Origin of the sequence: Streptomyces sp. BR123, assembly GCF_013401435.1 — a bacterium.
Lineage (GTDB): Bacteria > Actinomycetota > Actinomycetes > Streptomycetales > Streptomycetaceae > Streptomyces.
The window spans coordinates 1-12,738 of record NZ_JACBGN010000211.1; the positions used below are offsets into that span (position 1 = coordinate 1).

The 12,738-nt window shown below is 72.7% G+C and carries 12 protein-coding genes and 1 pseudogene; 3 read left to right on the forward strand and 10 right to left on the reverse strand.

The window, feature by feature from the left end; all coding sequences use genetic code 11:
* From HYE82_RS26380 to HYE82_RS26410, 7 genes and pseudogenes are all read right to left on the reverse strand, one after another.
* Window positions 1–451: pseudogene (locus HYE82_RS26380) on the reverse strand (hypothetical protein); the annotation flags it as partial.
* Window positions 452–550: 99 nt separating this feature from the next.
* On the reverse strand, window positions 551–931 hold the full coding sequence (locus HYE82_RS26385) for a PPOX class F420-dependent oxidoreductase (RefSeq protein ID WP_179176652.1): 381 nt from the start codon (window positions 929–931) through the stop codon (window positions 551–553).
* A 384-nt stretch (window positions 932–1,315) separates the two neighbouring features.
* Window positions 1,316–2,077 (reverse strand): hypothetical protein, encoded by a 762-nt coding sequence (locus tag HYE82_RS26390; protein WP_256987705.1) that lies wholly within the window; start codon window positions 2,075–2,077, stop codon window positions 1,316–1,318.
* Between the two features lie 107 nt (window positions 2,078–2,184).
* Window positions 2,185–2,601, reverse strand: a complete 417-nt coding sequence (locus tag HYE82_RS26395) for a transposase (RefSeq protein ID WP_306439633.1) — start codon at window positions 2,599–2,601, stop codon at window positions 2,185–2,187.
* Between the two features lie 40 nt (window positions 2,602–2,641).
* Complete coding sequence (locus tag HYE82_RS26400; RefSeq protein WP_179176654.1) at window positions 2,642–3,058, reverse strand: hypothetical protein; 417 nt, start codon at window positions 3,056–3,058, stop codon at window positions 2,642–2,644.
* An 89-nt stretch (window positions 3,059–3,147) separates the two neighbouring features.
* Window positions 3,148–3,318 (reverse strand): hypothetical protein, encoded by a 171-nt coding sequence (locus HYE82_RS26405; protein WP_179176655.1) that lies wholly within the window; start codon window positions 3,316–3,318, stop codon window positions 3,148–3,150.
* A gap of 97 nt (window positions 3,319–3,415) precedes the next feature.
* Window positions 3,416–3,667, reverse strand: coding sequence for a helix-turn-helix domain-containing protein (locus HYE82_RS26410; protein WP_179176656.1), 252 nt, complete (start codon window positions 3,665–3,667; stop codon window positions 3,416–3,418).
* A gap of 78 nt (window positions 3,668–3,745) precedes the next feature.
* On the opposite strand from HYE82_RS26410, the gene map reads away from it, so the two are divergent.
* Window positions 3,746–4,513, forward strand: a complete 768-nt coding sequence (map, locus tag HYE82_RS26415) for a type I methionyl aminopeptidase (protein ID WP_179176657.1) — start codon at window positions 3,746–3,748, stop codon at window positions 4,511–4,513.
* A 5-nt stretch (window positions 4,514–4,518) separates the two neighbouring features.
* Here the strand turns inward: map and ggt are convergent, their stop codons facing one another.
* Window positions 4,519–6,324 carry a gamma-glutamyltransferase gene (gene ggt, locus HYE82_RS26420; RefSeq protein ID WP_179176658.1) on the reverse strand — a complete coding sequence of 602 codons (1,806 nt, stop codon included), beginning with the start codon at window positions 6,322–6,324 and terminating at the stop codon, window positions 4,519–4,521.
* A gap of 155 nt (window positions 6,325–6,479) precedes the next feature.
* Between ggt and HYE82_RS26425 the strand changes: the two genes are divergently transcribed.
* Window positions 6,480–7,205, forward strand: coding sequence for a hypothetical protein (locus tag HYE82_RS26425; protein ID WP_179176659.1), 726 nt, complete (start codon window positions 6,480–6,482; stop codon window positions 7,203–7,205).
* Here HYE82_RS26425 and HYE82_RS26430 read toward each other — a convergent pair.
* Window positions 7,165–8,472, reverse strand: a complete 1,308-nt coding sequence (locus HYE82_RS26430; protein ID WP_179176660.1) for a cytochrome P450 — start codon at window positions 8,470–8,472, stop codon at window positions 7,165–7,167. The genes HYE82_RS26425 and HYE82_RS26430 overlap by 41 nt on opposite strands.
* Before the next feature lie 323 nt (window positions 8,473–8,795).
* On the reverse strand, window positions 8,796–10,466 hold the full coding sequence (gene murJ / locus HYE82_RS26435) for a murein biosynthesis integral membrane protein MurJ (RefSeq protein ID WP_179176663.1): 1,671 nt from the start codon (window positions 10,464–10,466) through the stop codon (window positions 8,796–8,798).
* Between the two features lie 846 nt (window positions 10,467–11,312).
* Here murJ and HYE82_RS26440 point away from each other — a divergent pair.
* The gene (locus HYE82_RS26440) at window positions 11,313–12,476 is read left to right on the forward strand and encodes an Ig-like domain-containing protein (protein WP_256987717.1); all 1,164 of its coding nucleotides are present in this window, start codon (window positions 11,313–11,315) and stop codon (window positions 12,474–12,476) included.
* The last annotated feature ends 262 nt before the right edge of the window (window positions 12,477–12,738 follow it).

Consider the following 12,738-nt stretch of genomic DNA (forward strand, 5'->3'; position numbering starts at 1 on the left):
GGGTGGTGGTCAGGGCGGTCAGGCGGGTCGTGAAGTCCTCGTGCCGGGATGCGGCCCGGGCCGCATCGTCCCGGAGCCAGGCGAGCTCCCCGGCGACCGCGTCGGCCTCCGCCCGGTCCGCCGTGGCGGCGAGCCGCGCCGTCAGACTCCGTGCCGCCGCCTCCGCGGCCTCCCGCTGCCCGGCGGCGTCCGCGATCAGGTCCCGCAACTCCCCGGCCCCGCCCGGGAGCCGGTCCCACACGGCCGCGGCCTCGGCCCGGAGCCGGGCCGCGTACTGCATCTCCCGCGCAGCGAACTCGGCTCCCCGCGCCCGTGCGAGATCGTCGAGCAGCGACTCCACCACGTCCCACGGCGGCATCGCGGCCCCGTCCAGGCAGGCCCGCAGGCCCTCGGGGTCCCGGCGCAGGAACTCCCCGTACCACCCCGCCCCCGGGTCCAGTCTCTGCGTCAACCCGCGTAAGTAGCCCGAGAGTTGAGTGATCACCAGCGTAGCCGCGGTCTCCATGCCCGCATTGGAACCCACCGTTGTTACAGGCGGGCTACGGGAATCTCAAACCTTGACGGCGATCCCCGTGTGCGGGCGCCGCCCGAACCGGACGAGCGCGCCCGGCACGTCCACCGACCAGAACTGCCAGGTGTACTTCCGCGACATCAGCCGCCGCACCCTCTTCAGCCCGGCCTCATCGAGCAGCCGCGCCCGGCCTTCGATCACCGGCGCGCCGGGCGCGACCCGCCCGCGTACGTCGCACGGGGAGAGGGTGACCCGCCCGTCGTTCCGGATCCGCTTGACCTTCCACGAGTCGGACCGCGTCCAGACGTACAGCTCGCCGCCGTCGGCGACTGCCCACACGGGCGTCGCGACGGGCGTGCCGTCCTTCCGGAAGGTGGTGAGGCTGACGTACTTCGCCCGCCCGAGCTCTTCAAGGTTCATCCCCCGAGGCTACGCCACGGCTCCGGGACCCGGCCCCGGGCGCCCGGGCGCGCCTCCGTGCTGACGCGCTCCAACGCGGTCTTCTCCTCTGCCGGCAACTCCTCGAGACGCCCCGCCGCAGGCTGGTCTCCGTTCTCCCCTCTGCATTCCACCCAGGCACGATCAGGTAGCCGTCGACAAGCCGCCCGGACCCAGCAGCTTGCCCAGCGGCTCGTCCCCGCGTGGCGGACCGGGCCGGGCAGGGCGGGACGGCAGCGGTGCCGACGCCATGCGTTACCGGCCGCTCGGCGTCGGCAGGTGCCGTGCTCACGAACCAGGGCATGGGTCAGCCTGAGAAGCCGGTGCCCCGCCCCCCGTCGGGCCCTGGAAACCTGGACCTTCGGGTCACCCGTTCCCGTAGTCCTCCACATAGGTGGCGATCAGCTGGAGCAGGGCGTCGACTCGGTGCCGGTCCTCGCGCTGTCCGCGCAAGGCCTCGTCGGCGGCCCGAAGGCGGGCCAGGGCGGCTGGTTCACCCTCGACGACGTCTTCGACGATCGGCGTGGTGATCAGGTCCAGGCATTCGGTGAGCAGTCGGCGGGTTGCGGGGGAGGGCGGATCGGGGTCGGGGTCTGCGAAGTCGGCGGTCAAGTACCGTGCAGGATCTGTGAGGCTCCAGCCGACGACGGTGCCGTGCTGGACGAGGAGAGCCACGTCGGGGGCGATGCCGATACGTGCGTCCAGCGGCTCGTCGAGAACGCCGAGGTCGCGCAGACAGGTCAGCACGGTGTCCCTGGGCGCACGGCACAGCACTGTGCACCTCTCGTGCCGGAAGTCCCGTGCTTCATCGGCACGGAGCCCGCCCGGGCGTACCGGGGGCGTGAGGGGAAGACGGGCGGCTTCCTCTGCGGAGGCGGACTCTTCCGGCCAGTGGAACCGAACACCGACCAGCTCTTGGCCGGCCTTGTCGAACCGGAGGACGTCAGGCGCGTCCCACAGCCAGTCCTGGCTGCCGAAGGTGTCCGCGAGGAACCGCTCACGCTCCATCACGTCCGCGTAGTGTGCGACGTCCACGGAGGCGGCGCCGGTGAAGCGGGGGGTGATGTGCAGCGGATTGTCCGTCACTGTCGCGCGCCAGTTGCCGTCGAACGAGAGTTTCATGGTCATCCTTGCCTCATCTGATCTGCTCTGCCGGGGCCAGGTTGCCGTGCTTGCCGGGAATCCCGCCCTCCACGATGTCCTCGCGGGTGACCGGCTTACCGGGGCCCGACGGACTACCGCCGAACGCCCAGGCTCTTGGAGCCTGTCGGGTAGCCGGTTGATTGCGCCGCGATGAGGTCCTCGACGGCCCTGATCCGGACCTGGCAGCGGAGCTCGTCGTGGACGCGGTCCCAGGTGCCGTCCCGGCGCCACTTGGTGGACCAGCGGTGGGCGGCATCCCAGGGCATCAGGTCGCGCGGGAGCATCCACCACTGGCAGCCCGAGCGCAGCACACAGAAGACCGAGTCAAGCACCAACCGGTCTGCGTATGTGCGCACGCCGCCGCCTTTTCGCAGGTCATGCACGGGAAGGAGCGGCTGGATGATCTCCCCCATCTCATCGGTCAGGCCGGATGGGCAGCATGGGCCGCTGACGGCTTCGGAGTTGTCGCACCGGCACACACCACGTGATCGTTCCGGGGCCGTCGCCATGCCCGGAGGCCAGAACCAGACCGTCGCGCTCCACGCATGATCAGCCACCCGACAGGCCCTGAGGCGCGGGCGTACGCTTGACGTTGTTCAGGGACAGGCCCGCGGCGGGAGAGCATTCCAGCAGGCAGCCACCCGGCGTCCAGCAGTCAGGGGCCGGCCTCGGCCCGGCACGCACCGCGGACGCCGTCCTCCTCCCACCTACGCCCCACGCCTGCTGCCCGGCCTGGCCGGGAATGATCTGTCGGCCGACCGCAACTTCGCCGCCCGAGGACTCCTGGCCGACATCGCGGCCACCGTAGCCGACGTCCCGGTCCGGCAGAAGAACGGTCGCAGGATGCCGGTCCTGGCCTGCTTCCCCGACGGCTCCTGCCCCCTGCACGCCGGCCGGGCCGACGGCGGACAGGAGCAGGAAGGCAGCGGCGGCGGCGATACCGGCCGCGGTGGTGCGGTTGTGCATACCGTGCAGCCCAGGAGGGCGCTGACCTGCCGAAACACTTCACCCGGGCTGAGGGCGGCCATTGACCCGAATGCCCCGCCCCGATCGGGTCATCGCGCCATGGCCCTCCCCGCGGGGGCGGCGGACGGGGCGGCCGGGTGGCGGCGCGCACCGTCCGACCGGCCGTCGGGGACGACGCAGGCGGCGAGGAGGAGGCCGCCCGCCAGGAGGGCGCCGAGGAGGCCGAGTCCGAGTCGTTCGGCTGTGCTGCTGGCTGACACTCCCTCACGTTGCCCCGCGCCCGGCCGCGGCCCCCGCCGATTGCGCCGTTCGGCCCGCGCGGCCGCCCGAACGACGGCCCGTCGGCACCGGAACGGGTCAGGCGGGGAGGAGCGCGCAGCCGCGGACGACGTCGTCCAGGGAGAGACCGAGCGCCTCGGCCAGGGCGGCCACGGTGAAGAAGGCCGGGGTGGGAGCCCGGCCGGTCTCGATCTTGCGGAGGGTCTCGGCGGAGAGTCCGGCGGTTGCCGCGACCTCGACCATGCTGCGCCCGCCGCGGGCCTCGCGCAGCAGCGTGCCGAGGCGCTCGCCGCGCTCGCGCTCTTCGGGGGTCAGGGGGGTTCGGACCATGGGCCCATCGTACCGGCCGGCCCAACAATCATCCCGGTATAGCTTTACCGGTATAGTTTTACCGGTATAGTTATTGGCATGGTGGAGATCAAGACGGAACGGTCGATCGACGAGATGCGCGCCGCGGGCCGGGTCGTCGCCCGGGCCCTGGCGGCCGTACGGGATGCGGCGCGCGTGGGTGTGTCCCTGCTGGAGCTGGACCGGGTGGCGCGCGGTGTCCTCGCCGGAGCGGGGGCGGCTTCGCCCTTCCTCGGCTACCGGCCGCATTTCGCGCCGGTCCCCTTCCCGGGGGTGATCTGCGCCTCCGTCAACGACGCGATCGTGCACGGCATCCCGGACGACCGCCGGCTGCGCGACGGCGACCTCGTCAGCATCGACTGCGGGGCCCTGCTCGGCGGCTGGGCGGGGGACGCGGCGGTCAGCTTCACCGTGGGCCGCCCGCGCCCCGCCGACCTGCGGCTGATCGAGACGGCCGAGGCGGCCCTGGCGGCCGGTATCGCCGCCGCCGTGCCCGGCAACCGCATCGGCGACATCGCGCACGCCGTGGGCACGGTCTGCCGCGCCGCCGGATACGGGATTCCGGAGCACTTCGGCGGCCACGGCATCGGCCGCAGCATGCACGAGGACCCGGGCGTGCCCAACGAGGGTCGGCCCGGCCGCGGCATGAAGCTGCGCCCGGGCATGGTCCTGGCGATCGAGCCGATGGTGACGGCGGGCGGCAGGGACGACTACCGCTGCGACGGGGACGGCTGGACCCTGCGGACCGTCGACGGCAGCCGCGCCGCGCACGCGGAGCACACGGTCGCGATCACCGCCGACGGCCCGAGGATCCTCACCGCACTCTGATCGTGCTACGGCTTGCCGTGCGGGTGGACGGCCATCGCCGAGCCGCCGCCCCGCCGGGTCTTCTCGGCGGCCGCGAGCCAGCGCCCGTCCGGGAGCCGCTGGACGCCGGTGGCGGCGCCGATCTCCTGGTTCAGCCGGAACGCCTGGCCCAGTTTCTCCAGTTGTCCGCGCAGCGGGCTGTTCCACAGGGCGGGTTCCAGCTCCGTCGTGGGCTGGTTGCGCTGGCTGGCGCGCGGCGCGGCGATGGCCTCGACCAGCGGCATGCCCCGGTCCAGGTGCTCGGTGAGGACCTGCAGGACGGTGGTGATGATGGTGGCGCCGCCCGGCGAGCCCACCGCGAGGACCGGCCGGCCGTGGTCGAGCACGATGGTCGGGGACATGGACGAGCGGGGCCGCTTGCCCGGGCCGGGCAGGTTCGGGTCCGGTACCCCGGGCGCGGCCGGGGCGAAGGAGAAGTCGGTCAGCTCGTTGTTGAGGAGGAAGCCGCGGCCGGGAACGGTGATCGCGCTGCCGCCGGTCGACTCGATGGTCAGGGTGTACGAGACGACGTTGCCCCAGCGGTCGGCGACCGTCAGGTGCGTGGTGTTCTCGCCCTCGTAGGTGGTCGGCGCGGGCCGGCCGGGGGCGTCGCAGGGCTTCGGCTGGTACGGGTCACCGGGGGCCAGGGGGCTGGTCAGGGCGTGTTCCGGGTTGATCAGGCAGCCGCGCGCGTCGGCGAACCGCTGCGAGAGCAGTTGGCGCGTGGGCACCTGTGCGAAGGCCGGGTCGCCGACCCACCGGCCCCGGTCGGCGAAGGAGATCCGGGAGGCCTCGATGAAGTGCTGGAAGTACTGCGTCTCGGAGAGGGCGCCCAGGTCGGTGCGCTCCAGCATGTTCAGCGCCTCGCCGACGGTGGTGCCGCCGGAGGAGGACGGCGCCATGCTGTAGACGTCGAGCCCGCGGTACTCGATCCGGGTCGGCTCCTGCCGCTTGGTCCCGTACGCCCTCAGGTCCTGGGTGGTCATGTCGCCGGGCCGGACGGTGCGGGTGGCGGACGGGTCGACGGGGGGCTTGCGGACGGTGTTGGCGATCTCGTCGGCGAGCGGCCACCGGTACAGCGCTCCGGCGCCGTTGCGTCCGAGCTCGGCGTACGTGGCCGCCAGGTCCGGGTTCTTGAAGGTGGAGCCGACCACCGGCAGGGCGCCGCCCGGAAGGAACAGCTTGCTGCTGGCCGGGAAGTCCTTGAAACGGGCCTCGTTGGCCTCGGTCTGGGCGCGGAAGGTGGGGTCCACGGTGAACCCGTCGCGGGCCAGCTTCTCGGCGGGCTTCAACAGCTTGGACAGGGGCCTGGTGCCCCAGGCGTCCAGGGCGCTCTGCCAGGTGGCGGGCGTGCCCGGGACGCCGACCGAGAGACCGCTGGTCTGGGCCTCGGCGAACGGGATGGGCGCCCCGTTCTCCAGGAAGAGCCCGGCAGTGGCCGACGCGGGCGCGGTCTCGCGGCCGTCGATGGTCTGCACCCGGCGGGTCTTCGCGTCGTAGTGGACGAAGTACCCGCCCCCGCCGATGCCGGCGGAGTACGGCTCGGTGACGCCCAGCGCGGCGGCCGTGGCGACGGCGGCGTCCGTCGCGTTGCCGCCCGACCGCAGGACCGCGATGCCGACGGCGGTGGCGTCGGGGTCGACGCTGGCGACGACCCCGCCGTAGCCCACGGCGACGGGCACCTTGGCGGGAGGCCCGTCGGCCGCCGGGGGCGGGGCCGCGGCGCCGGTGGAGACGAGCGCCGCGGTGAGGGCGACGGCGAGGCTTAAGTGGCGTGGAGCGGGACGACGCATGGCGTACCTCCGGTCGACGGCCTGTCGGCCCCCTGGCGACAGGGCTGCGGTCGGCACTGTAACTTCACCGAACCCCCCGCGTCAGGAAGACCCGGGCCGCGGACGATCGCCGGCCCCATCGCGGCACTTCCCGCGGAGCGCATAGCATCCCGCGCATGAACGACGACCTGCGCAACATCGTGCTCGGGGTGGCGGCCACCGCTGTCAGCGGCGGCTTCGGCTGGTTCACGCGGACCTATCTGTGGCGCCGCGCGCTGCGCCGCAAACAGGCGTTCTTCGGCCTGCCCACCGGATCGGACTGCGTGTTCGTGGTCAACCGTAAGCCGGACGCCGATGCGTGGTCGGTACACCGTAACGACGCCTTCGCGCTGCTGGAGATATCGGCCCTGATCAAGGACTGCGGCGCGAACCTCCGGCTCGTCTCCCACGACGCGGTCCGCCAGGGCATCGGCGAGCGCACGGAGTTCTGCGTCGGAGGCCCCTCCTCGAACACGCGGACGATGGCCCATCTGTCCTCCATGCTGCCGGGCGTGCGGATCGGCGCGTACGAGGAACCGGAACCGGACCGCCTGGCGATCCGCGTCGGCGGAGAGTCGTACCGATGGGACAAGGGCCAGGTGGAGCACGTGCTGCTGGCCCGGCTGACGGCCCGTCCGGGAACCCGCCCGGTGTTCCTGATATGCGGGCAGACGGCGATCAGCAACCAGGCGGGCGCCCGGTACCTGGCCCGCAACCACCGGGAGCTGGCCCGCAGGTACCGGGGGGATTCGTTCTGCGTCGTGCTGAAGGTGACCCACTCCGACGCCTACGGCCCGGACGTGGCCGAGCTGCTGGCGGACGTCACCGGGCCGGCCCTGACACCCGCAGCGGCAGCCGTGTGATCCCGTTGATGAAGTTCGACACCAGCCGGCGCGGCGGAGCCGCGAGTTCCGGCGCGGGCATGGCCGTACGCCACTCCTCGTGGAGGACGCGCAGCTGGAGCCGGGCGAAGTGGGCGCCGAGGCAGACGTGCGGGCCGTCGCCGAAGGAGACGTGCGGATTGGGGTGCCGGCCGAGGTCGAGGCGGCCGGGATCGGCGAAGACGCGCTCGTCGTGGTTGGCGGAGGCGTGGAAGACCACCACCTTGTCCCCGGCCCGGATCGGCTGCCCGGAGAGTTCGGTGTCGACGGTCGCGGTGCGGCGGAAGCTGAGCACGGGCGGGTGGACGCGCAGGAGCTCCTCCACGGCCCTGCCGGCCGGCACCTCCCCGGCGGCCAGCCGCCGGTACTCGCCGGGGGCCCGTGCGAGGGCGAGCAGCCCGCCGGGGGCCGCGCTGCGCACGGTGTCGTTGCCCGCGACGGTGAGCAGGAAGAAGAACATCTCCAGCTCGGCCGGTTCGAGTCCGGCCTCGGCGAGGGAGGTCATCACGTCGTCGCCCGGGTGGCGGCGCTTGTGGGCCGCCAGTTCGCGCGCATAGCCGAACATCTCGCCCAGCAGGGCGGGTGAACGGGGGTTGAGGGGCGTGCCGTCGGGGGCGCGCAGGGGTTCGGGCACGTCCTCGGGATCCTGGTAGCCGATGACGCGTACGGTCCACTCCAGCAGCAGCGCGCGGTCGCCGGGCGGGATGCCGAGCAGGTCGGTCAGGTTCAGCAGCGCGTACTCGTCGGTGACGGCGGCGACCACGTCGACGGCGCCGTCCTCGGCCTTCGCGCGGGCGGCGGCCAGCAGCGTACGGGCCCGTTCCCGGACGCGGGCGGCGTAGGCGTCGACGCGGGCGGGGGTGAAGGCGCGGGAGACCAGCCGTCGCAGCCTGCCGTGGTCCGTGGGCGGCTCCCCGGGGCCGCAGGGCCGGGGGGAAGGGTCCTGGTTGAGCATGGTGCGGCGCAGGAAGGGCAGGTCGGCCGGGTCGGGGTCGCGGATCTGGGTGGCGCCCAGCCAGGAGGAGTACGTGGCGTGGTCGCGCAGCACGCGGACCACGTCGGCGTGGCGGGTGACCGCACGGAAGCCGGGTCCGGCCGGCCAGCCCTGGACCTCCGGTTCGTCCTGCCAGGCCACCGGGTGCCGGTCGCGCAGCAGCCGGTAGCTCTCGTACGGGATGCCCGCGGCGTAGATGCGGGGGTCGAAGACGTCGGGGAGGCCGGCTTCGGGCTGCTCGGCGGCGGCGTGCATGCGCCCACGGTGGCGGTGCGGGCCGCCCGCCGCAAGAGGACCGGCCCGCACCGGATGCCGTGCCCCGCCCGGGTCAGCCCACGACGCCCGGCCCGCAGGGGCCGGCCCGCACGGTGGTGCACGGTGGTGTGCGTGCCGGCCGGCACGGCGCGGACGGGCGAGGCGCCGGTGGAGAGCGCGGTGCACACCGCCTGGCGGCGGGCGGGGTCCCACAGGCTGCCGACGCGGAACGGGAGCCGCACCTCGATCACCTCCGCCCCGGTGGCGACGACCTGCGGTGGCCGGGGAGCGTCGTGAGGCGGTGAACGCTGCCGGTCAGAGCACTAACGGCCGGTGCGGCGCCGCAGGGAGGCCAGCAGATCGGTGATCCCGGTCAGGCGCAGCGGCCTGGCGAGGAGGAGGACGACGAGGCCGATCACCGCGGTTCCCGCGCCCGCCGCGGCGAGGTCGCCCAGGCCGGACCGGTCGGCGGCGCGGGCGGCCGCGTATCCGGCGGCAGCGGCCGGCAGGGCGGCGGCGAGCAGCCGCAGGTGGGTGCCGAGCGCGGTGGCGGTGCCGGCTCCGGGGCTGCCCCGGCGGGGGCCGAGGCGCCGGGCGAGGGCGTACGCGGTGACGGCGAGGCCGGCGAAGAGGGCGACGGTGTAGGCGGCGGCCATGCCGGTGACGGCCCAGCGCGGGGGCAGCAGCAGGTAGGCGGCGGCGGAGAGCCCGGCGTTCAGCCCGGCGACGACCAGGTTGAGGAAGAAGGGGGTCCGGGTGTCGGAGAGGGCGTAGAAGCCGCGGGAGAGGACGTACTGGCCGGAGAAGGCGATCAGGCCGGGGGCGAACGCCGCGAGCATTCCCGCCATGGCCTCGATGTCTGCGGCGCCGGTGCGGCCGTATCCGAAGACGCTGCCCATCACCCAGGGGGCGAGGGCGGCGAAGAGCGCGGCGGCCGGGACGACGAGGGCGGCGCTGGAGCGCAGCGCGTACGACACGTCGCGGCGGACCGCAGCGAGGTCGCCGTCGGCGGCGGCGGCGCTCATCCGGGGCATGAGGGCGGTGACGAGGGAGACGGTGATGATGCCCTGGGGGACGATCCACAGCTGGTAGGCGTTGCTGTAGGCGGTGTAGCCGGCACCGCCCGCGAGACCGGCCTCCACGGCCTGCCGGCCGGCGGTGGTGGACAGGCGGGTCACGACCCAGTAGCCGATCTGGTTGGTGAACACGAGCATGACCAGCCAGCCCGCGTTGCGCAGCGGCCGGGCCAGGCCCTGGCCGCGCCAGTCGAAGCGGGGGCGCCAGCGGAAGCCGGCGGCGCGCAGGGAGGGTATGAGGGCGAGGGCCTGGACGACGATGCCGGCGGTGGTGCCGAGGCCGAGCAGCCGGGTCTCGCCGGCGGTCAGCCCCTGCGCGCCGTGGTGCGAGAGGTACAGGAAGAGGCCGAAGACGCCGATGATGACGAGGTTGTTGAGGACGGGGGTCCACATCATCGCGCCGAACCGGCCGCGGGCGTTCAGCACCTGCCCGAGCAGGGTGAACAGCCCGTAGAACAGGATCTGCGGGAGGCAGTAGCGGGCCAGGGCCACGGTGGTGCTCGCCTGGCTGCCGGTGTACGGGGTGTACGCGGCCACGATCAGCGGCGCGGCCAGCACGGCGACGGCGGTGAGCAGGACGAGCAGGGCCGTGCAGGCGGTCAGCAGCCGGTCGGTGTAGGCGGCGCCGCCGTCCCGGTGCTCCTTGGCGGCGCGGACCAGCTCGGGCACGAAGACGGCGTTGAGGGCGCCGCCGACGAGCAGCATGTAGATGATGTTCGGGACGGTGTTGGAGACGGCGTAGGCGTCGCCGAGGAGCCCGGTGCCGAGGGCGGCGACGACGACGGCGGAGCGGACGAATCCGGTGGCGCGGGAGACGATCGAGCCGGCGGCCATGAGCGCGCCGCTGCGCAGCACCGAGGTCTTGGGGGCTGCGGCGGGGGGCGCCTCGGCGCCGGGTGCGGTCGTGGCGGTGGTCACGGCGGCATCGGCGGCGGGTGCGGCGGCGTCGGCAGCGGGTGCGGCGGCCGTCACCGGCGGCACAGGTAGGTCTGGAAGGCTTTGCAGAACGCCGTGTCGGCGTGTCCGTCCAACGGTATCTCCCACTCTCCGGGCGTTTCGACGACGTGCCCGCCGGTACCGGGCTTCCGGCGCAGCAGTCCGAATGGGCGTTCGCCGGGGTCGAGAGTGGAGAGTACCCGCGCATGTCGTGCTCGGCCTCTCCGAGGGTACGGGGAGGAACGGTCGGCGACGCGGCCCCGGTGAGGGGGGCGAAGTAGGTGCGGGCGTCGGGGAATTGGCGGTACAGCACCAGCGCGGCTCCGGCAATTTCCCCTTCGGTGGCGGCATCCGACCGTTTCGCGCGTCAGAGGTCCTTTGGCCCGGCCCAGGACGAGGACTGCAGAAAGCTTGCATTCCGGTTCCGGGAAAGGAAGGTGGGGTATTCGGCCGCCGCCAGGGAGCGGAACTCCCGCTCCCGGTTCCGGTCGCGTCCCGGCCGGTACTCCGGCCGTGGCCCGGTCCTGGTTCCGGTGCTACTGGTGGGCGGGGGTCGCGAGCAGTGGGCACACGGCGGATCGGCCTTCCTGTTCGTCCGGGGCGGGACGCACAGGAGACTCCCAGGCGTCCGTGACGGATCTGCACGGCGTTTGTGACGGAACCATGACCGTTTCCCTGCAGTGCGGCGTCACAGGAAGGAACTCGGATCTTTTCCGCGGATTGTGCAACCTGAGGTCGCCCTTTCCGCATCTTCCGATCCGGATGACCGTCGCTTTGGAGGGGTTTTCGTTGAGCCGCACACGCCGTTTCGCACACCGCCGCCACGCCATGCTGGCGGGCACCGCACTCATGGCCGCAGCGCTGACCGCCTGCACGGGCGGCGGCGACAAGGCCGACGGCGAGGCGAAGCCGAAGGACAAGGCGGCCATGGCGATCTCCGTGAACCTCACGGGCGAGCAGGCCAAGCCCGGCGAGCCGGTGAAGGTCACGCTCGCTGCGGGCAAGTTCGCCCAGGTGAAGGTGTCCGACGGCAAGGGCGGGGAGCTGCCGGGGAAGATAGCCGACGACGGCCGGACCTGGACCTCGGAGCGCAACGCGGCGCCGGGTACGGACTACAAGGTCGAGGCGCAGAACACGGACAGCCAGAGCGCGAGCGCCCAGTTCAAGACCGTGGCCGCGGACAAGGTGAACAAGGTCACGATCGTCCCCGGCAAGGGCGGCACGGTGGGTGTGGCCCAGCCCGTCTCGCTGGTCTTCGACAACCCGGTGAAGAACAAGGCCGAGGTGGAGAAGCGCCTGAAGGTGACCACGTCGAACAACACCGAGGGCTCCTGGGGCTGGTTCAAGGACCACACCGGCAGCGACCGCGTGGACTGGCGGCCGAAGGATTACTGGAAGCCGGGGACGGACGTCAAGGTCGAGATGAACCTGAACGGCGTGGACTCCGGCCAGGGCGGCGGCTACTTCGTGCGCGACTACGACACCAACTTCAAGATCGGCAAGGACCGCCGGCTCCAGGTCGACCTCGACAGCAAGAAGATGTCGGTGGTCGAGAACGGGCAGACGGTGAGGACGATCCCGGTCTCGGCGGGCACGCCGGGCGGCAAGAAGGCCTCCTGGTCCGGGAAGATGGTGCTGATGAGCAAGGAGGGCACCATCCGGATGGACTCCCAGACCGTCGGGCTGGGCGACTCCTACGACAAGTTGGTCGACTACTCGATGCGGGTGACCTGGTCGGGCATGTACATCCACGCCGCGCCGTGGAACTCCGCCTACTTCGGCCGGAGCAACGCCAGTTCCGGCTGCGTGGGGATGAGCGACTCCGACGCCAAGTGGCTGTTCGACTCGTCCCAGGTCGGCGACGCGGTCGAGGTGACGGGAAGCGGTTCCAAGGGCAAGGCGGACATCGGCAACGGGTACGGGGAGTGGAACCTGTCCTGGGACGAGTGGAAGGCCAAGAGCGCGCTGAACGGCGCTCCGCAGAACGGCTGACCGGGGGACACCGCTCCGCCGCAGCCGGTCGGGCCGCCGCCGCGACCGCACCGGGAATTCGATCAATCGTTACCTTCGCGTAACTTACTGATGGGTTACCTCAGGTAAGCAACTCCCGTTACCGTCGGGTCACTTCGACATATAGGCGCATACGAGGAGCCCACGATGGTCCGCACCCCCACCGCGGCGGCCGTGGCGGCCACCCTGACCGTGGCCGCCCTGGGCCTGACCCCCCAGGAGGCCCGGGCGGCGGCCCCGGCCC